We start from the raw sequence: 26,949 nt of genomic DNA on the forward strand, positions 1-26,949 counted from the left end.
AACCAGATACTTATGTAGGTTGTATCCTGCATTTCCCGTACATAAATGCTGAGCAGTGATCAATTATGAATCATATCAAGCCCTTTAATATTCCTTTTTTCGCATTAGGATTTAGAACTTTTTTTGCCTTGTCAGGCTTATCTGCTTTAGTCCTGATGGTTTTGTGGCGTTCTTTATATGATGGTAGTTTAGTTGTAGATAATTATTTTTTTTCCAATAGTTATTGGCATGCACATGAAATGCTTTTGGGTTATACCGTAGCTGTTATTTCCGGCTTTTTATTAACGGCTGTAAAAAACTGGACCGGGCAAGAAACGCCTACAGGTGCCAGTTTGGCAAGCCTGGCTTTATTATGGGTTTATGGCAGGATTTTACCTTTTTATTCAGGATTACTCGCCGATGAATTTATCGCGCTGATTGACTTCCTGTTTTTACCGGTATTGGCATTTTGTTTGCTCAAGCCAATCATGGCTGCACGATATTTGCGAGGTTATGTTTTTATCGCGCTGTTGCTGTTAATGAGTTTTGGTAATGCGCTAATTCATATGGAAGTATTAGGGTGGGTGGAACAAAGCGCTTGGATAGGTTTTCAAATAGTCATTGCCCTGATTATCGTAATGATCTTGGTGATAGCCGGTCGTGTTTTTCCATTTTTTACCGAAAAAGGACTGCCTGGCACATTGACGATACGCAACCCGCTGTATGATGCCTTATCTATCGGTTCGGCACTACTCGTTTTTGCATTAACAATTATGCAGGTTTCAGGTTATCTTTTAGCGATTGCTGCAAGCCTGGCTGTCGTCATAAATATATTAAGAGTGAAGGACTGGTATGAATTCAGGATCTGGTATGTCCCTTTATTATGGGTGCTTTATGTCGGCTATGCCTGGATCATAGTGGGCTTTTTCATGACCGCGTTGGGCGCTATTGGACTTATTCAGCCCACTCTGGCACTACACGCTTTTACCATCGGGGGAATAGGCGTCATCACTTTAGGTATGATGGCGCGTGTTGCATTAGGTCATACAGGACGAATATTAAAAGCATCACAAGCGATGGCGATAGCCTTTGCACTGATTAATTTGGCAGCATTAGTCAGAGTGTTGATCCCGCTGTTATTACCTAATTGGTATGCCGATATTATTTATGCATCGAGCTTATTGTGGCTGACCGCTTTTGCTTTGTTTGCATTTGTTTATGCACCGATTTTAACAACAGCAAGAATCGATGGCAAGGAAGGTTGATTCTCGCTCCCCCAGCTTGTTCGTATGATCTGCGTTGGAACGCAAAGCGTTTCGCCTGTCTATTATATACTTCACTCAATGGCATAAAGCCTGAGAGCAAATCTTAACTTTAATAATCAAGAGAAAATATGGCACTTTATTGTGGAATTGTTGGTTTACCCAATGTCGGTAAATCAACTTTATTTAATGCACTTACCAATGCAGAAATTGCAGCTGAAAACTACCCGTTTTGTACAATTGATCCAAACGTAGGCGTAGTTCCTGTGCCGGATGTACGCATGGATGCCCTGGCAGAAATCGTAAAGCCCGAGCGTACTTTACCTACAACAATCGAGTTTGTCGATATTGCTGGTTTAGTGGCAGGGGCCTCACAAGGCGAAGGTCTGGGAAATAAATTTCTAGGTAATATTCGTGAAACAGATGCGATCGTTCATGTAGTACGTTGCTTTGAAGATGAAAATGTCATTCATGTCGCTGGAAAAGTTGACCCGATTGGCGATATAGAGGTTATCAATACAGAATTGGCTTTAGCAGACATAGCAAGTGTCGAAAGAGCCTTATTAAAAACCAGCAAGGCGGCAAGAACAGGTAACAAAGAAGAGCTTGTTAAAAAAGAACTGTATGAAAAAATAATAAAGCATTTAGACGAAGGTGGGCAGGTACGTTCTTTGGGCTTATCGAAAGATGAACTGGCGATTATCAAAGAATTATTTTTACTCACGGTAAAGCCAGCGATGTATGTCGCTAATGTACAGGATGACGGCTTTGAAAATAATCCTTTATTAGACGCAGTGCATGCCTTTGCAGAAAAAGAAGGCTCAATGGTCGTCTCTGTCTGCGCTGCGATAGAAGCCGATATTATCCAGCTTGAGGAAGATGAAAAACAAGAATTTATGGATGATCTTGGTCTTGAAGAGCCTGGCTTAAATCGTGTGATACGAGCAGCATACAAATTACTGGATTTAGCAACATATTTTACCGCAGGTGTTAAAGAAGTAAGAGCCTGGACTATACCTGTTGGCGCATCTGCTCCAAAAGCTGCAAGTGTTATTCATACTGATTTTGAAAAAGGTTTTATCCGCGCGGAAATTATCTCCTACGAAAATTTTGTCAAATACAAAGGCGAACAGGGCGCAAAAGACGCTGGCAAGTGGCGCTTAGAAGGTAAAGACTATATTGTTCAGGATGGCGATGTTGTGCACTTCCGCTTTAACGTATAATTTATAATTGACGAGTAGATAAAGAGCGGATATAATTTCCGCTCTTTATCTGAGTTTGGTTATCAATAGCTCACCTAAATATGGCGATATAGCTCAGTTGGTTAGAGCACGGGATTCATAACCCCGGGGTCGGTGGTTCAAATCCACCTATCGCCACCACCTTAACTCACCGTTAGTTAAGGTGTTTTCAACTAAATGTCATCGGTTGAATGATTTTTACTTTTGTTGCAGTACGCACTTACACCTTTTTTGAGATGCGTACTATTTGCTTTACACTGTAAAAAGGTCATAGCAATGGCATATTCGCACATTACCATCCGGTAAATACCGCGTAGAAATACGCAAAAATCACAATCCAATCTAAAAAAACCTTTGCTGATAAATTGCAGGCTGAACTATGGGCGGCTGATTTTGAAAGCAAGATAGAAACAATCCTAAGCATCAAACCTAAGAAACTTAAAAACTTATCCCCTGCTAAGGTTGAAGAGCTGGGCGGTATTGCGTTATTTCAAAAGCTAGGCGTAGATGTAGACTTCCTGACCTATAAAGCATTGGCTAATGAATATATGAACCAATGGTGGGAAAAGATGAAAATACATTCAGGCGCGTTGAATTCTGGCTTAATGTATTCGATAACAAGCTTGCCAAAAGCATCAAAGCAAGCCATATAGAAAGCATATTAGAGCAATACGCTAACGGATCTGTAAATGGTTGCGGTTCGGATAAGGTAAAGTCTAATAATACACCGCTGCGCATGAAGTCCGTTTTATCAAGCCTATTCATCTATGCCATTGATAAAAAATACCTAGAAAAAATCCCACCGAGAAAGTACGCATTAAAGCGCAAAATAATCAGATTGATCGCTTCTTAAATGATGAGGAACGCGAACGCCTGCTAAAAGCCTGCATGGAATCCACTTGGGATAAATTTTAATTTTGCTTGCGATCACTACCGGCATGGTGAAAATATGGAAAAATCAGTTTTTCTCATCATGAAAACCCAGTGAAAACTTCTGCAACAACCTTATTTATCGAATATGACGAACTTGGGATGGCCTGATTTTTATTGCACTAGAATTTACAATACGCACTTACAAAGCTTATACAGATTACAAACAGCGCCATAGCGACTACAATAAAGTAAAAACAATAATGGATAGCAAGCGTATGGAACACGATCAGCACAACTTAGTGCCAACTTTAAAGCCGACATTTCTGGTCAACAGCCATAGCATCGTTAATTTCTCCAAACTGGCGCCATGCTAAGCATAAACACGACAAGCCAGCCGCTTACGAATTTAAATTATCTCCACGCAATATAGATAGCCTATGACTCAAGCCCCAAACAATCTAGCGGCCTTTATTTGGTCTCTAGCCGACTTACTACGCGGTGACTTCAAGCAAAGCCAATATGGCAGAGTCATCCTACCGTTTACATTATTACGCCGCCTTGAAGGTGTGTTAGAAGAAAGCAAACAGGCGGTATTAGATCAGCATGAGAAAATACAGGCAATGAATTTGCCTGAAGAGGCTCAGGAAAAGATGTTGTTACGTGCAACAAATAACTTATCCTTCTTCAATATTTCCAAGATGGATTTATCTAAGCTAGGTGAAGCAGGCATTAAAGATAATCTGGAATCCTATATCCAAGGCTTTTCAAAAGATGCCCGTGAGATATTTGAATACTTTAACTTTGCCGAATTTATCGGTCAGTTGAATGATGCTGACTTACTCTACAAAATAGTACAAAAAGTCAGACAAACCGATTTAAGCCCCAAAGCAATTTCAAATCATGATATGGGCCTGGTGTTTGAAGAATTGATCAGACGCTTTGCTGAAGGCTCAAATGAAACCGCTGGCGAACACTTTACTCCCAGAGACATTATTAGACTAACAACCTCACTCGTCTTTATGGAAGACGATGATGCCTTAACTAAAGCAGGGATTATTCGTACCATTTATGACCCTACTGCAGGTACGGGTGGATTCTTATCAGCAGGTATGGAATATGTGCATGAGTTAAACCCGCAAGCCGTGATGCGTGCATTTGGTCAAGAACTCAACCCCGAAAGTTACGCTATCTGTAAAGCGGATATGCTGATTAAAGGGCAGGACGTTAGCAATATTAAACTCGGCAACACCTTATCTAATGATCAACTTTATGCCGATAAATTTGATTATATGCTTTCTAATCCTCCCTTTGGGGTGGACTGGAAAAAGATTGAACAAGCTATTAAAGATGAAAATAGCTTAAAAGGCTTTGATGGCCGCTTTGGTCCAGGCTTACCCAGAGTATCAGACGGCTCCTTATTATTCCTGTTACATCTGATTAGTAAACTGCGGGGCGCAGATCAAGGCGGTGCGCGTATCGGGATTATCCTTAACGGATCGCCTTTATTTACTGGTGGCGCAGGCTCAGGTGAATCCGAAATCCGTCGTTATATCCTTGAAGCCGATCTACTAGAAGCCATTGTCGCCTTGCCGACAGATATGTTTTACAACACAGGTATTGCCACTTATGTCTGGGTGCTATCCAATAAAAAAGCCGAACAGCGCAAAGGTAAAGTTCAGTTAATTAATGGGGTGAACCTATGCGGTAAAATGCGTAAATCTTTAGGTTCTAAACGTAATGTTATGGACGAAAGCGACATTGCCACTATTACGCGTAGCTTTGGTGCTTTTGAAGTCGTCGATGCGCGTGAATTAGACAAGCCTAGCGAACAAAAAAGCAATCGCGGTCGTCAATCAGCCAACCCAAAAACTGAAGCACCTAAAACCTTCTCCAGCAAAATTTTCAACAGCCATGAGTTTGGCTATCGCCGTATCACGATTGAGCGGCCTTTAAGAGAATCTTTTCAATTCAGTGATGAACGCATTGCCGAACTCCGCTTTGCACCCAAACCGTTAAAGGCCGCGATGCAATGGCTTTATGCGGAATACGGTACTCACTGGTCTGACAAGGTGAATGATTCTGGAAGAATCAGCGAGGGTGCTCTGGGGTACAACAAAAATTGTGCGAACTATGGCGATTTAAGCGAACATGAAGAAGCCTGCCGCAAACGCATTAAAAGCCACTTTAGCGAGCTGAAAGAAAAACAGATCAAAGACCTGCTGGATAACAAACTCTGGCTAACGCAAAAACAACTCCTGTTAAAAGCCAAACAACTGCAAGATACCATCGGTACCGCCCAATACGATGACATGAACCGCTATGAAGAAATCCTAAAAGCCGCCTGCAAAGCCCAATCGGTGAGTTTAGACGCCAAAGAGAAAAAACAAATCACCGATGCCGTCAGCTGGAAAAACCCAGAGGCTGAAAAAGTCATTAAAAAAATACATCGCCGCTCTTTGGCATCCATGCCACCGCGGCATACCGTTCATCCTGAACATAAAGCCGATCCGCTTTATGGTTTATTTGAAGTCAACGGCCAAATCATCGAATACAAGGCCGATGGTGATTTACGCGATAATGAAAACGTCGCCCTTGATCCTAGCCAAACGGTCAACGCCATTAACGAAGCCTACTTTAAAAAAGAAGTGCAACCGCATGTGCCTGATGCCTGGATAGATGCCAGTAAAAAAGATGCTAAAGATCAGGAAATCGGCATAGTCGGTTATGAAATCCCTTTTAACCGTCATTTCTACCAATATCAACCACCGCGCGATCTAGTTGATATTGATGCTGATTTAGATAAAGTCAGCGCTGAAATTATGGAATTGTTGCGCGAGGTGCATTCGTGATAAATCAATGTAGGATGGGCAAAGGGCTCTATCCGTGCCCATCAATTCAGCGCACTGCCGATGATGGGCACGTCGTTCCTCCTTTGCCCATCCTACACGGTATTGTTTTTTTGTTGTTTTACCGTGCTCCGATAAGCAAAGAAGCGGATCAGCCCACCATTGGTATTTTACTGTGTAAAAACAAAGACCGCCTGGTGGCAGAATATGCTTTAAGTGATATACAAAAGCCTATTGGTGTTTCGGAATATCAGTTAACGCAATCACTGCCTAAAGACCTGCTACGTAGGATGGGCAAAGTGTTCTATCCGTGCCCATCAATTCAGCGCGATATTGTTGATGGGCACGTCGTTCCTCCTTTGCCCATCCTACACGGTATTGTTTTTTTGTTGTTTTACCATGCTCCGGTAAGCAAAGAAGCGGATCAGCCGACGATTGGTATTTTATTGTGTAAAAATAAAGATAGATTGGTCGCTGAATATGCTTTGAGTGAAATACAAAAGTCTCTTGGTGTTTCGGAATATCAGTTAACGCAATCACTGCCTAAAGACCTGCTACGTAGGATGGGCAAAGGGCTTTATCCGTGCCCATCAATTCAGCGCGACATGGTTGATGGGCACGTCGTTCCTCCTTTGCCCATCCTACACGGTATTGTTTTTTTGTTGTTTTACCGTGCTCCGATAAGCAAAGAAGTGGAGCAGCCGACGATTGGTATTTTACTGTGTAAAAATAAAGATAGATTGGTCGCTGAATATGCTTTGAGTGATATACAAAAGCCGATTGGTGTTTCGGAATATCACAGCACGCAATCACTGCCTAAAGACCTGCTACGTAGGATGGGCAAAGGGCTTTATCCGTGCCCATCAATTCAGTGGGGCGGTGCGTTATGAAATATCAGGCCTATGAAAAATATAAGGATTCTGGGGTTGAGTGGTTGGGGGAAATCCCTGAACATTGGGGTACTAGCAAATTACGTTACATGTTCTCATTTGATAAGGGTTTAACTATTACAAAGGAAAACTTGTTAGATGAAGGAGTGCCTTGTGTAAATTACGGTGAAGTTCATTCAAAATATGGCTTTGAAGTAGACCCAGTTATTAACCCTCTTAAATGTGTAAGTGAGCAATATTTAAGCTCATCTCAAAGCTCCTTATTATTTTTAGGTGATTTTGTTTTTGCAGATACTTCGGAAGATATTGATGGCTCTGGTAACTTTACACAGCTAACTAGTAATAAAGCTGTATTTGCTGGTTATCATACAATTATTGTTCGCCCAAAGAATAAGAAAAGCAGTCGATTTTATGCTTATCTTTTTGATTCTCAGGAATTTAGAACTCATATAAGGCATTCTGTTAAAGGTGTTAAAGTTTTTAGTGTGACTCAGGCTATTTTACGGAGAGGTAATATTTGGTTGCCTGCTTTGGAAGAACAACAAAAAATAGCCAATTTCCTCGACCACGAAACCGCAAAAATCGATACCCTGATCGATAAACAACAACAGCTGATTAAACTGCTAAAAGAAAAACGGCAGGCAGTGATTAGCCATGCCGTAACCAAAGGATTAAATCCCAATGCCCCCATGCGCGATTCAGGTGTTGAGTGGTTGGGTGAAGTGCCTGAGCATTGGGGAGTGAGTAGTATAAATTATGTTCTCAATGCTATTGGAGATGTGGATCATTATATGCCGCAATCTGTTGAAAAAGGCATACCTTATGTAATGACTGGTGATTTAAAGGAGTTAGTTAGCAGTATAAATTTTGAAGACTGCAAACAGGTAAGCCATAAAGATTATTTGAAGCTCTCCAGTAAAATTAGAAGTTCTAAAGGTGATGTAATTATGGCTCGATATGCAACAATTGGAACCGCATCGTACATTGATGTAGATGATGATTTTTTGGTTTCTTACTCTTGTGTAACGATTAAACCTAATCTTTCAAAAGTTATTGGTTTATATCTTTTTTATTACTTCAAATCTGATGCTTTTTTACAAGGAATTCAAAATCAAATAAACACGAACACTCAGGGAAATGTTGGTGTTAATGATTTGAAAAAAGTAAAAGTAGCGTTACCAACTTTGGCTGAACAATCAATAATTATTGAGTATTTGCAATCAAAAATAAGTAAATTAAATAGTATATCTGATAGGTCTCAAGCGGCTATTGGCTTAATGCAGGAACGCCGCACAGCCCTAATCTCCGCAGCCGTCACAGGAAAAATTGATGTTCGCCATCATGCCTCACTCCCTGCGGGCAGCGCCGATACCTTAATGGGTGAAAGTAATGATCAGTAAGTATTGGCGCTGTCCAAATCGGCTATCCCTACCGATTTGTGATGTAAGAAACCGGGTCGCTCCTGCGCATCCATGCGCTCGCGATATTAGTGCCTCCCTACACGGCACACGCTTGAAATAAAGAAAAATGGAAGCCAGCGTATGAATCAACCAGTAGGATGGGCAAAGGGGCTTTATCCCGTGCCCATCAATATTCAATATCATAAAAGATGGGCACGCTATCGCTTTGCCCATCCTACAGAACTGTGTTTTATGGAGGCTGTTTTATGAACCAGCCGTTGAGCAATAGCGAATTATTTGTTGAGGTAAAAGAGCTTATTCAAGCCGCTAAACAACAAGCAGCGGTGGCGGTGAATGCTGAGCTGACTTTATTGTATTGGCAGGTGGGTAAACGGATTGCCGATGAGGTGTTAAAAGGCGAGCGAGCAGAATATGGTAAGCAAGTTATTGCTCATTTAGCCAAAGATTTAACTGTTAGTTTTGGTAAAGGTTGGTCGAAACGTAATTTAGCGCAAATGGTTAAATTTAATGAGGCTTTTCCTGATTTTCAGATTGTGCAGACACTGTCTGCACAATTAAGCTGGAGTCATTTTAATTGTTTAATGCCTATTTCTGATTCAATAAAACGTGATTTCTATATCACTATGACAGGCCAAGAACGCTGGTCTACCCGTACTTTAAGCGAGCGTATTGATTCTCAGCTGTTTGAACGCACCGCCATTTCAAAAAAGCCGGATCAAACGATCAGCCAGGAATTACAGTTATTACGCGATTCGGGACAGGTTAATCAAAACCTGATTTTAAAAGATCCTTATGTGTTGGATTTCTTAGGCTTAAACGATAGCTACTTAGAAAAAGACCTGGAAGATGCCATATTACGTGAGCTGGAGCAGTTTTTATTGGAATTAGGCTCAGGCTTTACTTTTATTGCACGGCAAAAACGGTTACAGATTGATGAGGATGATTTTTATATCGACTTATTATTTTACAACCGCAAGTTAAAGCGCCTGGTTGCCATTGATTTAAAAGTCGGACGTTTTAAAGCGGAATATAAAGGCCAGATGGAGTTGTATTTGCGCTGGTTAGCTAAACACGAACAGGAAGCGGATGAAAATCCACCGCTGGGCATTATTTTGTGTGCAGGTAAAAAACACGAACAAATCGAACTACTGGAAATGGATAAAAGTGGCATTCATGTTGCCGAGTATTTAACCGTGCTGCCCCCGAGAGCCGAATTAGAGCTGAAATTACATGAAGCGGTTATTAATGCTAAACTCAGACTTGATAATAAAAGATAAGGTAGGATGGGCAAAGGGGCTTTATCCCGTGCCCATCACAAGTTATTCGGGATCATGCAATATCAATGATGGGCACGTCGTACCTCCTTTGCCCATCCTACAAAGAGATAAGTATGGAATATCGGCGTTTTTATCAATCTGGGGCGCGGTATTTTTTTACGGTGGTAACGGCGAAGCGTGAACCTTTATTAATTGAAAATATTGACAGGCTACGTTCTGCTTTTCGTTTATGTTTGTTGCGTTATCCATTTGAGATTGAGGCGATTGTGGTGTTGCCTGATCATTTACATACAATATGGCGATTACCAGAAGGTGATGCGGACTTTTCTAAACGATGGATGGTGATTAAACGTAAATTTTCTTCAGGATTACCATCGACTGCGGTAAGTCAATCTAAAGTTAAGAAACGTGAAAAAGGTATTTGGCAGCGCCGCTTTTGGGAACATTGTATTCGGAATGAGGATGATTGGCGGCGGCATGTGGATTATATTCATTTTAATCCCGTTAAACATGGTTATGTGGATAAACCTGGCGATTGGTTATATAGCTCATTTCAGAAAGCTGTTGATCAAGGTTGGTATGATCCAGACGTGTTAATAAAAGATGATTTTTATGGTATTGGGCATGAGTGATGATGAGCACGTCGTCTCTCCTTTGCACATCCTACATTAAATCTCGCGTAGATGGGCAAAGGGCTTTATCCCATGCCCATCAAATGTAATAAATAGGAATGATATGAATGGATAACAAATCAAAAGAAAGTGCATTTCAAAACGATATGATTAATCAGCTAGTCGCTAATGGCTGGCTAATAGGCAAACCCGAAAACTACAATCGCAAACTGGCTTTATATGAAGAAGATGTCTTAGGGTTTGTTAAAGATACCCAGGATGCTCAATGGCAAAAATTCTGCGCACTTTATCCCAACAATCCTGAACAAAAGTTTTTAGAACGGGTAGCTACTCAGCTGAATAAAGCTGATCCTAATGCCGCCAATAAAGAAATGCGTACTTTTGGCACTTTGGGCGTGTTGCGTCATGAGCTGCGTGATCGTGGTACACGCTTTAGTTTATGTCAGTTTAAGCCTGAGCATGATTTAAATCCTGATACTTTAGCACGTTATCAACAGAACCGTTGCCGTGTGGTGCCTGAGTTGGTTTATAGCCCTTGGGCAACTGAAGAGCATTTAGCACAAACTGGTGCTAAAGCCAAAGCCTGGCGGATTGATTTGGTGCTGTTTGTTAATGGTTTGCCGATTGCCACCTTGGAATTAAAGTCTGAGTTTAAACAAGCGGTACAAAATGCGATCAAGCAATATAAAACCACGCGTTTTGCTATTGATCCTGCGACTAAAAAATCAGAGCCGTTATTAAGCTTTAAACGCGGTGCCTTGGTGCATTTTGCGGTCAGTCAATATGAAGTGTATATGGCAACCCGACTGGAGGGCGAAGACACTTACTTTTTACCGTTTAATAAAGGCACTAAAGAGGGTGCTGCCGGTAATGATGTGCCTGAGAATGTTGATCAATACGCCACCGATTATTTATGGAATGAGGTATTACTGCCCGATAACCTGTTAAAGATTCTCGCTCGCTTTGTGCATTTACAGATTGAAGAAAAAGAAGATTGGGAAGGCCGCAAGACTAAAAAAGAAACCTTAATTTTCCCCCGTTATCATCAATGGGATGTAGTGAATAAATTAGTCGATGCTGCTAGAACTGAAGGGCCAGGGCATAAATACCTGATTCAGCACAGTGCGGGTTCGGGGAAATCTAATTCCATTGCCTGGGTGGCGCATCAGTTGTCGTCCTTACATAATGTCAGTGGCAATAAACAGTTTGATTCTATTATTATTGTCACCGATAGAAATGTATTAGATGCCCAACTACAGGAAACTATTTCTCAATTTACCAGTGTTGAGGGTGTAGTCGGTCGAATCAATAATCAAGAGGGTGATGGTTCAAAATCTGAAAAATTGGCCAGTGCCTTAGAAAATTCACAGCCGATTATTATTGTTACCATTCAGACTTTTCCTTATGTTTTAAAAGCCATAGAAAACAGCGTTAGCTTAAAAGAACGCAATTATGTGGTGATTGCTGATGAGGCGCATTCATCGCAAACAGGTTCTACCGCACGGCAGTTAAAAGAAGTGTTGATGGTGGATAGCACTGATGAAGAGTTAAGCACGGAAGATATATTAGATGCGGCAGTGGCTTCACGTAAAGCTTCCGCCAATCTCAGTTATTTAGCCTTTACCGCCACCCCTAAAACAAAAACGCTGGAATTGTTTGGTCGTTTACCTAATCCCGATGAAGCGCCGTCTAAAAGAAATAAGCCCGAAGCCTATCATATCTACAGCATGCGTCAGGCCATAGAAGAGGGCTTTATTCTGGATGTATTAAAAAATTACACCAATTATAAAGTGGCTTATAACCTGGCTATGAAGATTCAAGGCTCTGACCAGGAGGTGGAAAGTAAAAAAGCCAAAGTTAAACTGAATCAATGGGTGCGTTTGCATGATTATAATATCTCGCAAAAAGTACAGGTGATTGTTGAGCACTTTAAAGACAATGTGATGGGTTTATTAGGTGGTCAAGCCAAAGCCATGGTAGTGACTAGTTCGCGCAAAGAAGCGGTGCGTTATAAATTATGTTTTGATAAATACATTACTGAAAAAAGCTATCAAAAGATTCATGCTATGGTGGCTTTTTCTGGTGAAGTAGAGTTTAACGAAAAAGACCCGAATGCTGCTGGTTTAATTGGTGAGAAATATACCGAATATAATATGAACCCACATCTTAAAGGCCGAGATATGCGTAAAGCCTTTGATTCGGATGATTATCAAGTGATGCTGGTAGCGAATAAGTTTCAAACAGGGTTTGATCAGCCTAAATTGTGCGCCATGTATGTGGATAAAAAACTGGGTGGTGTGGAATGTGTGCAAACCTTATCACGCTTAAACCGGACTTATCCTGGTAAAGCTGAAACCGGCACCTTTATACTGGATTTCTTTAATGATCCTGATGATATTCTTGAGGCGTTTCAGCCCTATTATCAAACAGCCGAACTGGATGATGTTTCTGACCCGGATTTGATCTTTGATTTATTCGATAAGCTAAGAGCAGCAGGTATTTTTCAATGGCAAGAAGTGGAACAATTCTGCAATGCCTTTTTACAAAAGAGCAAAAGCAATGCTGCCATTGCCAATATTTGTAAACCTGCAGTAGAGCGCTGGCAAAAGCGTTATAAGTCCGCTGTTGATGCCTACAAGCAAGCCAAGGAGATGTTCGATCGCACCAAGAAAACAGATGATGCGGTACTGATAGCCAATGCAGAAAATAGCTTTAAAGCATGTAAGCAGGAAAAAGATGCCTTAGAGATCTTTAAAAAGGATTTAGGTACCTTTGTGCGCTTTTATGAGTTTATGTCACAAATTGTTGATTACAACGATAAGGGTTTAGAACAGCTCAGTCTTTATGCCAGAAACCTACGGCCCATGTTGCGTGAAGCATTGATCGAGGAAGATGATATTGATTTGAATAGCGTGGAGTTAAGTCATTATCGATTATCCAAAATCCGTCAGCAGGATATTCAGTTAAAAGAAGATGCGGGCGAGTATTTAAACCCTGGGGACAGTCTAGGTTCAGCAAAAGCTAAAGATAAAAAAGAAGAGTTTTTGTCACAGATTATCAGCCGCTTAAATGAGTTATTTATTACCGATGAGCTGACTGATAATGATTTGGTTAATTATGCCTATACGGTTAGGGATAAGCTGAGTGAGAATGCTTTGGTGATGAGCCAAATTGCAAACAATACACCCGAGCAAGCCATGTTGGGTGATTTCCCTAAAGCGATTGATGATGCGGTGATGGATAGTAATGACGCGCATCAAAATCAGATGATGCAGTTGTTGTCTGATCCAGCTAAAGCGGCTGGGTTTGCTAGGGTGGTGTTTGATTTGTTGGTGCAAAACGGTAAGTAAATTAACCTTTAAGGAATAGATATGGATATTGTGGAATTAATTAAACAATTACCGAAAAACACTAGATATAAACAGTTGTTTCAAGGATTATTTAATCCTGAATCCTATAGTGAGTTAATAGTATTGTGTTTATAAACTTATAGTTTATATTTTATAAACTATAAGTTTATATAAGCTGTATTATAATGTAATAACTTTGCAGAGATTGTAAATGTAGAGTATGTATAGAGGCTTTCTAAGTTATTAGAAATAAAAGAAAAATATGCCTTTGCACGATTAGAAGTGCTACGAGACCCGCAGGAAGGATGTTGCTGCTGGTTAATTAATTTCAATTTGAGGATAATTCATGGCTAATGTAAACACAGATAAACTGCTAGAAAACAACAAACTTTATGCAAACGGTGAGCAAGTACATAATTCTTCCCATCCTGGTAAGCAACCGATCAATCCAGCCAGACATGTGGCTGTTGTTGCCTGTATGGATGCTCGGCTTGATGTTGAGGACTTGCTAGGTTTGCAAACTGGAGACGCACATATCATCCGTAATGCCGGTGGTGTTGTTACTGATGATGCAATTCGTTGCCTGATTATCTCGCACCACCTGCTTAACACTAATGAAATCATCTTAATTCATCACACCCGCTGTGGTATGTTGGCTTTTAGTGATGACCTGCTCAAAGCCGGGCTAGAAGGCGATCCAGCGGCTGAAAGGTTGCTGGGAAAGGCGACGGGACGAGATTTTACCAGTTGTCATCACAGCGCTTCGACACCTGCCCAGTTTCATGCCTTTCGTGGTCCACTAGAAGCGCTTGATTCAGCGCCTGATGAGGCTCAAATCGAACGCCTTAGCTGGGACGTCAGACGTTCGATATCCAGAATCATGACGCACCCATGGATTCCAACTGAAGGACCTGATGCTTCGACAGTACGAGGGTTCATCTATGATGTTGATACAGGAAAACTTCAGGAAGTGAGCTATCCGGGACCGATGGGTACTTTCGGCTAATAAGCTGCTTAAGCACTAAACACCTGAACAACCGAATGAGGATGTTCAGGGAGGCAAGGGGGAGCGTATATATTTGTTCTCCCGTTGTCTCTGCCCGGAGTCATTTTAATTTACAAGAAAGAGCTTTAGTTATGGCCCTCCATTTGTCCGGCTTGTGGCTGTTTATTAGTTCGCTTAGGTATTTCTCAGCAAAAAGCGGTTTCCTATCTTTATAATAAAAAACAATACTGGTTCTGTTGTGATGGATGCCTCGAACTGTTCAAATCTGGACCTGAACAAAATTACTGCCTGAGACATCAGCATTAGTTGTTTGTCCCGTTTGTCTGGCTGTATTTAAACAAAATCAGGAATATTACATCAAACGCCTGGCTTGGCAAACAGACTATGCCAGAATCTTTGGCGAACAGGAGGAGTATTGCAGCCATTCATAACGAATATCCCGACCAATCTGGTTATGGGTTTTCTTGGCGTGGGTAAAACCACCGCTATTTTAGATTTATTCAAGCAAAAACCCAAAAATGAAAACTGGGCAGTATTGGTGAATGAATTTGGCAAAATAGGGATTGATGGTGCTATTTATTCATCGGCAGGTATTACTGTTAAAGAAGTCGCAGGTGGCTGCTTATGCTGTGCAGTGGGATTGCCATTTCAAGTCAGCCTCAATCGCCTATTAAAAGAAGTTAAACCTGACCGACTACTGATTGAACCCACAGGTTTGGGTCATCCTAAAAAAGTGTTGGATATGCTGTTGGCAGGATCGTTTAAAGAGGTTCTGGAGCTACGCGCGAGTCTGTGTCTCGTCGATCCAGAAAAATTAAAAGACAGTCGTAATACAACACACGAAACCTTTCTCGATCAAATCGCTTTATCCGATGTATTAGTCGCGAATAAAATGGACCTGGCGGATAGTTATGCGACTAGCTTATTTCAGCAGTGGGCAAACAATAGTCACCCTCAAAAGGCCTTGATTGCACAAACTCAGCAAGGGCAGCTGGATGTTGCCTGGCTAGATATAAGCAGAAACCCACAAAGACAAGCAGCATTTCCTGATGCCCATAAAAATACTAAATTTTATCCAGTTGATAATGCTGATAATCCGCTAAGCCATAAGGTAGGCGGCTATCAAAGTATTGGTCATGTTTTCCCCGCACAAAGTTGTTTTAATTATAAGCAGTTAAACGACTTTTTAAGTCAGCTCAAAGTCGAAAGGATAAAAGGCATTTTAAAAACCAATAAGGGCTGGTTTATTATTAATGGTAATGATGGCAATATTAAATTTACCCCAACTTCATCTTCAGACTATAGTCGAATAGAAATCATAACTAGTCAAAATCATTTGCAGGGTGTCTTTACTGCACTCAATCAAATCACCTCTAACGCCAAAGCTTAAGTTATAGTTTGTATGATTAGGTGATCACAGTTAAAGCATGTTAACTCGTTTAAAATTATTGGCTTTCAGGATTATTGTTGATATGGAGCGGGAGTTAGAGTGTATGATAACTAGTCCGAGACAATAATTTGTTATGAGAGTTCTCACCGAGTGAAATGAAAATAGTTTATCGAGCCGGAGACATTACAGAGGCAGAAATAGTCAAAGGCATGTTACTTGCAAATGATATTGATGCACATGTAAGTGGGTATTATCTGCAAGGTGGCATTGGGGAATTAGCACCCATAGATTTGGCTAAAGTTCATGTGCATAATGATGACTTCGAGAAAGCAAGGGAAATAATACGAGAGTATGAAGGAAATCAATCAGAACACACTAGCAGGCAAAATGGATCTGAAAATTCGCAGTCAACTCCCGCATACAAATTCCTGGTTACTATTATTGTTGCTATCGCGATATCAATATTGAGTTTTTGGATTGGAATATGAAACCAATTCATATAGCAATCACATGCAGTTGGGTGCATTACTGCTCGCTTCGCCCACAGCCATGTGCCGCTGATGTGAGGCGTTATCTTTGTAGGGATATCAATATTTCCAATTGGGATAAATAATGGAATTGCTAAAAGCGTCTTCAATCCTTTTCGTATTGCTAAATCCTTTTCTGATCAGTATATACCTCATCAGTTTGATTAGGGATCTATCACTCAGAGAGTTTATTAAGGTAATGATCCGGGCCCACGTTATAAGCGGGATTGTCTTTGTTATCTTCGCGATCACGGGAGAAGGGGTTTTTGAAAATATCTTTAACGTGCGGTTTGGTGCTTTTTTGATATTTGGTGGCATTATTTTTTTATGGATTGGAATTCAATCAATATTTTCTGGACAAGTTGTCTTAATAGACACGCACGGTGATCCTGAGCATATAGCCGGTTCGATAGCAATGCCGTTTATGATTGCCCCGGGAACAATAAGCGCAAGCGTGCTTATTGGCTCCTCTTTATCTGCTTCGAGAGCGGCTATGGCTATTGTTATTGCAATATCTTTTTCTTTAATGTCGATAATTGTTTTCAAATTGATACATGATCCGCTGAAAATACGACATGAGCGCTTGTTAAATCGCTATGTTGAGGTTGTTGGTAGAGTTGTCGCATTGTTTACTGGCACCTATGCAATTGAGATGATTGCCCGAGGTATCGCATTACTGTGGCCCAATTAATATAACAAACAAGGTTAGATTGTGATCGTGAAGCGAACCACAATCTGAACCTTTATTGGACAAGCCCGGCACGATAGCAGGAAGTCTGTAATTAGAATCTATGAAAATAGCTTTTTGTTGATCAGTCCGATTGATAAACCACGTTTCTGTTTTTACCACTTAACTGAACTTTAAGGTTGTCCATTGCAGTCCAGCCCAAAAACTTAAAAACTTATCCCTCGCTAAAATTGAAGAGCTGGGCGTTATTGTTTTATTTCATAAGCTAAACTAGGCACTAAGTCTATTTGTGCATTTTTATTAAAAATGATGCTTGATGATAAAGATTTTCCTGATTATCCACAACTCTCAACTATACTTCGTCTTTCCTGCATGTTTCTAGCAGGAATCTAGTAGGTTAAGCATAGATTCCCGATATAAGACTTCGGGAATGACGGCGTCTTTAATATACTGATATATAAATATTTATTTTATTGTGGCTGAGAGTTATGGGTAATCAGCAAGATTTTTATCGCTTATTACAGCACGGGCTATTACTTGCTGATAAAGTAAGACTTAAGTTATTAGCGGATAATATTTTTAGGGATGAATTCGGGAATTATTAAAACTGTCATCAGAATTATTCCCACTGCAACCGGCTTATTTAACGGCAATATCTATTTTAAGTCTGGTTCTCTCTCTTCGAACTGCAGCCCTTAGGACGTTTTTTACCTGATTACCCAGAAAAATATGACAAAATTGATAGACTGGCAGAGCATATCGTATTATTACTGCTAGAAAAATCAATCACTGTTGACTAAAGAGTGATTGATGGGTAAAGAACATCCCAAAGAAAATTCTCACTCAAGGTTCAGGTTGGCCGGCTTTTGATCCTAGCACTTCCACCACCTCGCTTCGGATAGTTTCGGCAAGGCGTGAAAAATCGGCTTGCGTAACGGTTCTCTGGTCTGTTGCGAGCAGTGGGAACCCGTTCTTTATAAGCTCATTGTCAACGTCGATCTCTATCGTAGCCAGTTCGTCAAAGCGTGTTCCTGAGATAGCGGAAGGCAGGAGGAGGTCCAGTCTGGGTTTAGCGGTAACACAGGCGTCCAGTGTTACGCCTGCCATCGAGATGAGCCAGGGCTTAATCTGTTTCTCTGACAGGAAGTGACGCCGTAAAGTAATTTGCCAATCTGGTAATGGTCGCTGCGAGTCCCACCAGATTCCATCCACCCTATCTATTGCCTCAATGCCGTCTTCCCTGGAAACGGCCTGCAATCGATTGAGGACACGCTTTATCCAGTTATCCATACTTCGATTATACGTGTAGTCATCGGATGCCTGCATGCTGGTGATGATGGCACCGGCAATCTTGACTCCAAGCAAATTTGAATAAAGGTCTTCTGGCGAAAAGGATGATAATTTCTCGGGCCAGGCATCCATTGATGCGAAACCATACCAGGTGACAATTTCGTGCCAGATCGACAGTTGAAATGCAACCCATTGACCGATACGTGCGGCCAATTGGAGGCGCCCGTGTTCATCAAGAATTTCTTCGGCAACAGGATGAAAAACAACGCGAATTTTACCACCTTGATCAGGCATATTGGAAACTCCGCCTACATCCATATTGCGGCCCGCTTCAGCGGCAAGAAATATTGTCATGTCGGCATTGTCGCGTACGTGCGCGATATCGATGAAGCCACCACGGCACGTATAGACAAGACCGTTGTTCTCATCGTCGACCCAGCCGCGATTGTCGGAAAGATCAAGTGAGACTAGCCCATTATCGAATTTGTGCGGCCCTAGGTCTTCAGAGGCTCGTATATTATCCAGCTTGAATCCTGCTAACGGCATCTCACCGAGCTTGACCTTCAGCTTGTTTCCGAATGCGCAACACGGTCGCAATCCCTTAGGCGCAGGGAGGTTTGGTATATCTTTGGAATCGAAGTCATTCGAGGTTCCTCCACCTTCGAAATCGTTTAAGGTCAAAGCGATTGTGTAATCCGTGATTAGAACTTCTGCGGGTGCTTGCCAGACTGGAAATCTTGCACATCCAGTGAGTCCTGCTGCAAGATAAATGATAATGGGCAGGGCTCTATGGAAATAAATCGGGCGTTTCACAAGTATTGCGAAACGGAAAGCTTGGAGAGTGAGGTTTAAATATAATGTTTTAGGCGACTTGATAACCAACTCCCTCTTGGATAATTATTTTTTCAAAACTGCTTCTAACTTTTTGTACACTAACTGGATGACGGTTGTGCCTCAACTACTGAGATATAAATCCATTCCTTTTCATAGCGACTGTGCCTGGCCTTGTTAAGGATGGCTAGTTTTATTACATGGAATTTGGCAGCAGAGATATCCGTTAATTACAATGCAGACCTCAGAGCCTCTGCTGCCAATGCTCAATATCGATATAAATCTAGTTTAATTAGCTACTTTTTCGGCGCCTTTGCAAAACGCAGGTAAGGCAATTCAATATTGATCTCGCCGAACCTCTCCTTCGCCTGCTCATCGTTCAGGCCCAATCCCACGATCACGTCTTGCCCAGGCACCCAGTTAGCGGGCGTTGCAATAGGTGCACCGTCAGTGATCTGAATAGCATCCAGCGCACGCAAAATCTCTGCGAAGTTACGACCCACAGACATCGGATAAGACATGGTAAGACGGACCTTTTTGTCTGGTCCGATAATGAAGACGGTTCGCACTGTCGCGCTGTCAGCTGGTGTCCGGCCATCAGTCAAATAGGCATCGGCTGGCAACATCTCGTAAAGTTTGGAGACAAGCAGTGAAGTGTCGTCGATGATCGGGAAATCGGCAGGAGTGCCAGCAAATGCATCAATGTCACGTTTCCATTTTTTATGCTCTTCAACGTTATCCACAGATACGCCCATCACTTTGGTGTTGCGCTTGGAAAATTCAGGGGCAAGCTGAGCAACGGCGCTGAATTCTGTCGTACACACTGGCGTAAAATCCTTCGGGTGCGAAAAAAGAATGGCATAACTGTCACCGATCCAGTCGTGGAGTGTAAGCATACCGGCAGTGGAGTTCACCGTGAAATTTGGAGCGATATCGTTGATCCGAATAGTCATGAAAGTAATCCTCAGTTGCTGTTTAGTTAAATTACAAAGGTATAAAGTCAAAGTACCTTCCAACGCCATAAATATTATGCCTTATCTAGGCATACCAAACGCTTCATATTACCGGGAGAGAAAAGCCGTGCGACGAAAGGCGGGGTGATTTTTTCTGTCCGAGTGCATGTGATTGTGTGTCCGGCATTGACATGATCTTATGAGATGCAAGTCCTCTGTACATTATCCAAAAGAATATTTTATATGATAACCTTAATAAGTACTAGCCGATGGCAATGGTGGCCGGGTGACTGATTATCTGAAAGAAGCCTAAGTGCAAATCGGCGAACCTATGAACAAGAACAGCATAGTAAGGCCGAACCGCAGGACGAGTCAGCACAACATGATAAAGCCTATTTAGATCACTATGGGATGGTAAATGCTGTGGTTGAACAGGGAAAGATTATGTTCTTATCCGGGGAAATCTGTCTGCCTAAGTTACTGAGGAGCGTGCATGAAATAGTTAAAAATCTGTAGGATGGGCAAAGCAATAGCGTGCCCATCAAGCTACTGATGGCTTTACTATATAAAGATGGGCACGAAAAAGACCTTTGCCCATCCTACCAGTTGCTTATATTATTTCGTGCATGTTTCTTAGCGGCAGCGGAACAGAGACTGCGAAGGCGCGAGTGTAGTGGTCAAGTAAATTCGTACATAACGATCGGTTTTTTAAGCGGCTTCTTTTTCCGCTTGGGTTGGGGTTAAATAGTTGTTATAACTGTGTACACGGAAACTATTGTAATACTTGATGTATTGCATAATATATTTCTCTGCTTGTTCATAAGATGAATAAAAAGTCTTAGGCATCCATTCAGATTTAAAGCTTCTAAAACAGCGTTCCATAGGTGCATTATCCCAACAGTTACCACGTCGACTCATGCTTTGCGTTATCTCATATTCCGACAATTGCTGCTGGAATACCTTACTGGTGTAATGGCACCCCTGATCAGAATGAAACATCAAGTTCTTGGGCTCTCCTCTAGCCGCATAAGCTAATTTTAACGCTCGTGTAGTTAATACTGAGTCAGGACTAGTTGAGCAAGCCCACCCCACGATACGGCGCGCATTTAAATCAATCACCAATGCTAAATATATCCAGCCTGTACCCGACCAAATATAGGTGACATCACCACACCAAACTTGATTAGCCAGTTCGGTAGAAAATTCACGGTTTAAGTGGTTATCCGCTATGTTTGATGGCTTTTCAGCCACCTTGTAACGATGTGCGCCTGGCTGTTTACTTGTCAGCTCCGCTTCTTGCATTAAACTCCGTGTTTTGAAGCGTCCAACAGATTCACCTTGCTGTTTTAATTGAGCAGAAAGGGTACGACTCCCCGCTGAACTGCGGCTCGCTTCATGTAACGCAATAACCTTGGATTTTAACCTGTCTCGCTCAGGATCTGCCTTGTTTGCATGCTTACGGTGGTAGTTGTAACTACTACGACTCATCTCAAATGTTTGCAATAATTCGCATTGTTTGTATTGCTCTCTTAACTCATCAATTAGCATTAAAATTGATACACGTCCGATATTAAGAGAGCTGAAGCCTTTTTTAAAATTTCTTTTTCCCTTGTTAATTTCTTTATTTGGGCTTCCAGGTCTTGAATCTTTTGCTGATCAGAAGTAATCGCTCGGCTTCCTTTTGGCGTAACACCATGACGCTCTTCTTTTAATTGAGTGACTCAACTGCGCATTGCTGTAGTACCAACGCCCATAGCTTCGCAAGCATCATTTATGGAATATGCCTGATCTAATACCAGACTGGCCGCTTCATGTTTAAATTCTGTTGTATAACTTTTTCGTTTACTCATTGGTCTGCATCTTTGATTAAGGGGTTATTATAAACTCCTATCGTTTAGTACAGGATTATTAGACCACTACAGAGTTAACAGGGCAGAAGTCAGCCGAGAACGAGAACTCAAACGTTTATCGAGGAATTGAATACCAGACGCGTCATGAATCCATCATCTATCGATTTTGCATGGGTGGAATATATCGAATACGAGTATAGCCGACGCATGGAAAAAAGTAAGATCTCATAAGGAAGCGCCTGGTGTTGATAAGATTCGCATTGAGTAATTCTCAAAATGCGGACGGCCGGAATGTAAAATCATCAAAAATCAGGCAGAAACTGGGCCACCTGTACGTTAAGTTGAGATTCCCAAGGAGTATGAGGGAATAAGCCTTCTGGGTATTCCTTGTGCGTTAGACCGGGTATCATTGCAATCCATTGCGAAAGTACTTGACCACTACAGGTTATATACCAGGTTGAATGGGTAAATTTCTAACTACAATAACATTCCCTTCAGGACATAGGTGTGTATAGCTCATTCGTAGCCCCTGTGAATTGTTTGTTAGTTGTTGTGTTACGCTTGTATCCTGACTTAGGAACGAGAATTCAATAATGCCCGAGTCTGACTTGCCTTTTGACTCCACAGCCGCGCTAGAAAACCAGTTGCGTAGCCTGCTATGCGCCTGCTTTCCTAACACACCTGTGAAGCCAAAATTCTGCGCCATACTTTCGGGTATTATTAAACCCTCGTTCCTTAGTTTAACACAGTGTATTGTTTCCTGTTACTTTCAGAGGTTATGCACTTAATTAGATGAATCTAAGCTATACTCAAGATGAAAAAGTTTTTGGGCTTGAAACTGAATTGGTTTTTTGTGCCAAAGAAAACAAGGAAGATAGTCCGTTTTACTTAGTGTTGGTTCTCGATCAATAAAAAACATTCAATCAAATTTTCTTAATCTTATGAGTTGGTCAATTAAAAATCGTTTTTTTGAAAACTGGTCGAACCAGATTTTATCTCCTAAAGTTTCTAGCGCTAACCTGAATGAAGAAGTGGAGAAGGTTTGTCAAAATTTACCTGTTCCGGTTATTTGGTTACTAGGCAAAACTCAAAGCGGGAAAAGTTCCATCATTCAGGCATTAACAGATGCGACGCAAGCCGAGATAGGCGAAGGTTTTCGTCCTTGTACGCGAACAGCAAGAGTTTATGACTTTCCTAGTGCTGATACTGCGTTTGTACGTTTTTTGGATACTAGAGGGCTCGGCGAGTCTGAATATGACCCAAAGGAAGATTTGGCCTGGTGTCAGGAGAAGTCTCATGTGCTGATGGTGGTCATTAAGGCAATGGACCACCAGCTAGATTCAATTTTAGCTGCAGTACACGCTATATATTCAGCAAATCCAGAGTGGACGATACTGGTTGTGCAGTCCTGTTTACATGAAGGCTACACGAGTAAAACAATGGATCATATTCAGCCTTACCCTTTTTCAGGCAACACATTATCTAGCAAGTTGCCTCCCGATCTTGTTAGATCCTTGCGTGCACAACGGGAGCAATTTAAAGGTATAAATGCACGGTTTGTTGCTCTGGATTTAACACAAATAGAGGATGGTTTTACTCCGCAATATTATGGTTTGGAGGCCCTCTGGTCTGAAATTGAAAACGCTTTGCCTTTAGGTTTAAGGCAAATGCTAATGAAAAATCAAGAGCATTCAGACTTACTTAATGATGTTTATGTTACAGAAGCTCACCCACATATTATTGGCTATTCAATTTCTGCGGGGCTAGTTGCGGTAACGCCGATACCTGTAGTCAGTGTCCCCCTTGTTATTGCAGTGCAAAGTAAGCTTTTTCATAGTATTTCATCAATTTACGGCCTACCATTAAGCAAGCGGAGTGTTTCAGAGGTATTAAGCGCAGTGGGTATTGGAGGCTTGGGAGTCGGGTTGGGTGTACGAGAGTTAGCTAAATTAATTCCAGGGTGGGGGTCAGCCATTGCAGGACTTTCCACAGCGGCAATGACTTATGCATTAGGTATGACATTATGTTTTTACTATGCAAAAACGAAACAGGGTGAAGCTTTTACCTCGGAATCATTGAAAAATGTATATGAGGATCAGTTCCAACGTGGTCGAGAGTTATTAAAAGCTCGCTTTAAGCAGGAAAGTTGATGATGAACCGGACTCTTTGGCTACGAGTAGCTATTTTTCTATTACCTTGCTTACCCTTTTTGGCCTTAATGATCGCTGGCGGCTGGGTACTTTGGCAGGAGCAATTGATTCTAATATGGGCGGGTGTCCTGCTTTCGTGTAGTGGAATCGCCTGGATATTGACACAACGATTAAATCAGCACGAAAGTACGAATTTTTTTGTTCGTCCCATTAATCCAGAAACCCCATTTTCTCAGCGTGATCAAGAAGCATGGAATGCAGTTGAAGCGCTATCGGATCAGATAAAAAAAGAATCCATACAAAATTTAGAGCAAGTCGATACCTGGCTTCAATTGGGGCAGAGAGCATTAGCAGTCGTAGCTCAGCATTACCGGCCTAAATCAAAAAAGCCTGAACTGGAAATTCCTGCAACGCAATTATTAAGTATTATTGAAAAGGTCAGTCATGATATACACAAATTACTCAATGAAAATATTCCATTTAGCCATCAGATTACTTTAGCAGATGGACTTAACATACAGGCCTGGATAGAACGGTTAAGTGGTGCAAATACAGTTTTGCGTCTAAGCCGCATGGCTTTGAATCCATTGTCAGGTGTATTAAGCGAAGCAAAAAACTATGCTCAAGGTAAGGCATCAAATTTGACACAGTCATATTTGAAGAACTGGCTATTAGACACATATATTAAAAAAGTTGGCTACTATGCCATCCTGCTTTACAGCGGGCGTATGGCAGTCAACACTAATAAATTTGAGTCTTTATCATCCAAATCTCAGCATGATAAGAACCAGGCAATTAAGCAAAAGGGTGCTTTAGAGAAAGAGCCGTTACGTATTTTAATCGCTGGACAAACGAACGCAGGAAAATCAACACTTATCAACACACTGTTTGATAAACCCTGTGCGGCAGCGGATGTAGTGTCTTGTACTTCAGAGATTACTCCGTACCAACTGGAGCAAGGAGGAGAATTGTCGGGGCTTATTTTTGATACCCCGGGTTATGGAGAACAAACAAATTGGCTAAAAAATAATCGCGAAGAGCTGGATAAAACTGATTTAGTGTTATTAGTGTGTCAGGCTAATAATGCAGCTCGAATTGCAGACCGGAATTTTATTCAAGAATTTCAAGAGCATTTTGAAACTCAGGTAAAGAGAAAATTACCTCCAGTTATATTAGTGGTGACACATATTGATCAACTGCGACCATCAAGAGAATGGAAGCCTCCCTATAACATTTTGGAACCGAACTGTACAAAATCTAGAAATATACGGGCTGCGGTAGATGCAATCCAGCAAGATCTGTCGTTACCTGCAAGTACAATTATGGTGCCTGTTAGCCTGGGTTCTAATGATGGGTTAGGGGTTTATAATGTAGACTCATTACTGCAAGCGATAGGGCAGCAAATGAGTGAAGCTAACCGTGCCCGGTTATTACGATGCATAAGTGATACACAATCTCACGAAAATTTATCTCAGCTGTGGAAACAGGTCGCAAATTCAGGTCTGTGGATTTGGCGTAAGATAGATCATGGTTCAGCTTAGTGCTTAATAATCTTGCGTAGTTAGTAACATGCACATAATAACGTCGGCAACCATATCTCACTCCTGGCTGGAGCAGCAACATCATTCCACTGCCTAAGGTGTTCATCAAATATAATGTGCATGCTCTCATCAATGCCTTCTAAATTTTAAAGCAATACTCAAGATAATCGAACAAAAACTGCCATGACAAATTTGTCATAACTCCTTTCTCAATCCAAGTTCGATGTAATAGCCCCAACAGCTTAATTCATTCCGAATTAAGCGAATGATTTTTATCAAGGGGCAGTTATGTTAGCAATGCGATTAACTTCTGTAGCGACAGAAAGAGCCACTACAGGCAATACGCAAAATCATGAGGGTATTGAACTGCTAAATCATTATGGTATAAGCTATTTATATCATATTACGCATATCAATAACCTGCCTAGTATTTTAGCGTCAGGCCTTTTAAGTCATAGTTTAGCGCATCAACAGTGTGATCTGACTGATATATCTGACTTAGAAGTCAATGCGCGACGTACCTTGAAAGATCCTATTTTTAGACGTCACTTGCATGAGTATGTGCCCACTTATTTTACACCACGCAACCCCATGAGCTATCTGCGCAGAGAGCTAGCGAATGAGTTAGTTATTTTAAAGCTTAATCGTGAGTTATTGCTACAAGCAGATAGCCTATTTACTGATGGTAATGCTGCGTGTTGCCAAACGCATTTTTTTAATAACCTAAATGCTTTAGATCAGTTGGATTGGGATTGTTTAAACAGTCGTTATTGGAACGATTATATAGGTGGTAAACGCAAACGATGTGCTGAGATGCTCATTCCAAACAGTATTAAAACACAAAATATTATGCAAATTGCTGTTAATGGTTCAAGCACCTTAAGAACTGCGCTACAATCGACAGGCAAAAGTATTTCGGTGGTTTTACAACCAGAGCTTTTTTTCTAAGGAA

At 41.4% G+C, this 26,949-nt stretch carries 19 protein-coding genes, 1 tRNA gene and 1 pseudogene; 18 read left to right on the forward strand and 3 right to left on the reverse strand.

Going from position 1 to position 26,949, the window contains the following annotated elements; translation table 11 throughout:
* Nucleotides 1–65 precede the first annotated feature (65 nt).
* The 15 genes from AU255_RS08960 (at nucleotide 66) to AU255_RS09035 (ending at nucleotide 17,385) form a co-directional block, all read left to right on the forward strand.
* A complete protein-coding gene (locus AU255_RS08960; protein WP_080522558.1) occupies nucleotides 66–1,244 on the forward strand; it encodes an NnrS family protein in 1,179 nt (392 codons plus the stop codon).
* 128 nt (nucleotides 1,245–1,372) lie between these two features.
* Nucleotides 1,373–2,464: a redox-regulated ATPase YchF gene (ychF, locus tag AU255_RS08965; protein ID WP_080522559.1), complete on the forward strand. Its 1,092-nt coding sequence runs from the start codon at nucleotides 1,373–1,375 to the stop codon at nucleotides 2,462–2,464.
* An 82-nt stretch (nucleotides 2,465–2,546) separates the two neighbouring features.
* A tRNA-Met gene (locus AU255_RS08970) sits at nucleotides 2,547–2,623 on the forward strand.
* Nucleotides 2,624–2,847: 224 nt separating this feature from the next.
* A complete protein-coding gene (locus AU255_RS08975; protein ID WP_080522560.1) occupies nucleotides 2,848–3,135 on the forward strand; it encodes a hypothetical protein in 288 nt (95 codons plus the stop codon).
* Nucleotides 3,136–3,792: 657 nt separating this feature from the next.
* Nucleotides 3,793–6,204: a type I restriction-modification system subunit M gene (locus AU255_RS08980; protein WP_080522561.1), complete on the forward strand. Its 2,412-nt coding sequence runs from the start codon at nucleotides 3,793–3,795 to the stop codon at nucleotides 6,202–6,204.
* The gene (locus tag AU255_RS20765) at nucleotides 6,201–7,091 is read left to right on the forward strand and encodes a PDDEXK nuclease domain-containing protein (RefSeq protein WP_233144595.1); all 891 of its coding nucleotides are present in this window, start codon (nucleotides 6,201–6,203) and stop codon (nucleotides 7,089–7,091) included. The genes AU255_RS08980 and AU255_RS20765 overlap by 4 nt, the downstream gene beginning before the upstream one ends.
* Complete coding sequence (locus AU255_RS08995) at nucleotides 7,088–8,491, forward strand: restriction endonuclease subunit S (RefSeq protein WP_080522562.1); 1,404 nt, start codon at nucleotides 7,088–7,090, stop codon at nucleotides 8,489–8,491. The genes AU255_RS20765 and AU255_RS08995 overlap by 4 nt, the downstream gene beginning before the upstream one ends.
* Nucleotides 8,492–8,632: 141 nt before the next feature.
* The gene (locus AU255_RS21090) at nucleotides 8,633–8,761 is read left to right on the forward strand and encodes a hypothetical protein (protein ID WP_269844781.1); all 129 of its coding nucleotides are present in this window, start codon (nucleotides 8,633–8,635) and stop codon (nucleotides 8,759–8,761) included.
* The gene (locus AU255_RS09000) at nucleotides 8,758–9,789 is read left to right on the forward strand and encodes a PDDEXK nuclease domain-containing protein (protein WP_080522563.1); all 1,032 of its coding nucleotides are present in this window, start codon (nucleotides 8,758–8,760) and stop codon (nucleotides 9,787–9,789) included. The genes AU255_RS21090 and AU255_RS09000 overlap by 4 nt, the downstream gene beginning before the upstream one ends.
* A 113-nt stretch (nucleotides 9,790–9,902) precedes the next feature.
* Nucleotides 9,903–10,421 carry an REP-associated tyrosine transposase gene (locus AU255_RS09005; RefSeq protein ID WP_080522564.1) on the forward strand — a complete coding sequence of 173 codons (519 nt, stop codon included), beginning with the start codon at nucleotides 9,903–9,905 and terminating at the stop codon, nucleotides 10,419–10,421.
* A 107-nt stretch (nucleotides 10,422–10,528) separates the two neighbouring features.
* Entirely contained in the window at nucleotides 10,529–13,771 is a 3,243-nt protein-coding gene (locus AU255_RS09010; protein ID WP_080522565.1) for a type I restriction endonuclease subunit R, read from the forward strand.
* Nucleotides 13,772–14,117: 346 nt separating this feature from the next.
* Nucleotides 14,118–14,777 carry a beta-class carbonic anhydrase gene (locus AU255_RS09015; protein ID WP_080522566.1) on the forward strand — a complete coding sequence of 220 codons (660 nt, stop codon included), beginning with the start codon at nucleotides 14,118–14,120 and terminating at the stop codon, nucleotides 14,775–14,777.
* Between the two features lie 415 nt (nucleotides 14,778–15,192).
* Nucleotides 15,193–16,167 (forward strand): CobW family GTP-binding protein, encoded by a 975-nt coding sequence (locus tag AU255_RS09025; protein WP_233144596.1) that lies wholly within the window; start codon nucleotides 15,193–15,195, stop codon nucleotides 16,165–16,167.
* A 155-nt stretch (nucleotides 16,168–16,322) separates the two neighbouring features.
* Nucleotides 16,323–16,655, forward strand: a complete 333-nt coding sequence (locus AU255_RS09030; RefSeq protein WP_080522567.1) for a putative signal transducing protein — start codon at nucleotides 16,323–16,325, stop codon at nucleotides 16,653–16,655.
* Nucleotides 16,656–16,779: 124 nt separating this feature from the next.
* Entirely contained in the window at nucleotides 16,780–17,385 is a 606-nt protein-coding gene (locus tag AU255_RS09035; protein ID WP_080522568.1) for a MarC family protein, read from the forward strand.
* Between the two features lie 840 nt (nucleotides 17,386–18,225).
* Here AU255_RS09035 and AU255_RS09040 read toward each other — a convergent pair.
* The 3 genes and pseudogenes from AU255_RS09040 to AU255_RS09050 all read right to left on the reverse strand — a co-directional run bounded on the left by AU255_RS09040 (nucleotide 18,226) and on the right by AU255_RS09050 (nucleotide 22,306).
* Entirely contained in the window at nucleotides 18,226–19,485 is a 1,260-nt protein-coding gene (locus tag AU255_RS09040; protein WP_158083088.1) for a DUF4056 domain-containing protein, read from the reverse strand.
* 314 nt (nucleotides 19,486–19,799) lie between these two features.
* Nucleotides 19,800–20,525, reverse strand: a complete 726-nt coding sequence (locus tag AU255_RS09045) for a peroxiredoxin (RefSeq protein ID WP_233144597.1) — start codon at nucleotides 20,523–20,525, stop codon at nucleotides 19,800–19,802.
* Nucleotides 20,526–21,164: 639 nt separating this feature from the next.
* Nucleotides 21,165–22,306: pseudogene (locus AU255_RS09050) on the reverse strand (IS3 family transposase).
* A gap of 941 nt (nucleotides 22,307–23,247) precedes the next feature.
* Between AU255_RS09050 and AU255_RS09060 the strand changes: the two are divergent.
* The 3 genes from AU255_RS09060 (at nucleotide 23,248) to AU255_RS09070 (ending at nucleotide 26,945) form a co-directional block, all read left to right on the forward strand.
* Complete coding sequence (locus tag AU255_RS09060; protein ID WP_233144598.1) at nucleotides 23,248–24,456, forward strand: YcjF family protein; 1,209 nt, start codon at nucleotides 23,248–23,250, stop codon at nucleotides 24,454–24,456.
* Between the two features lie 2 nt (nucleotides 24,457–24,458).
* Nucleotides 24,459–25,997, forward strand: a complete 1,539-nt coding sequence (locus tag AU255_RS09065; protein WP_158083089.1) for a GTPase family protein — start codon at nucleotides 24,459–24,461, stop codon at nucleotides 25,995–25,997.
* 288 nt (nucleotides 25,998–26,285) lie between these two features.
* Nucleotides 26,286–26,945 carry a DUF4433 domain-containing protein gene (locus tag AU255_RS09070; RefSeq protein ID WP_080522572.1) on the forward strand — a complete coding sequence of 220 codons (660 nt, stop codon included), beginning with the start codon at nucleotides 26,286–26,288 and terminating at the stop codon, nucleotides 26,943–26,945.
* Nucleotides 26,946–26,949 lie beyond the last annotated feature (4 nt).

The organism is Methyloprofundus sedimenti (genome assembly GCF_002072955.1).
In the GTDB taxonomy this organism is placed as follows: domain Bacteria; phylum Pseudomonadota; class Gammaproteobacteria; order Methylococcales; family Methylomonadaceae; genus Methyloprofundus; species Methyloprofundus sedimenti.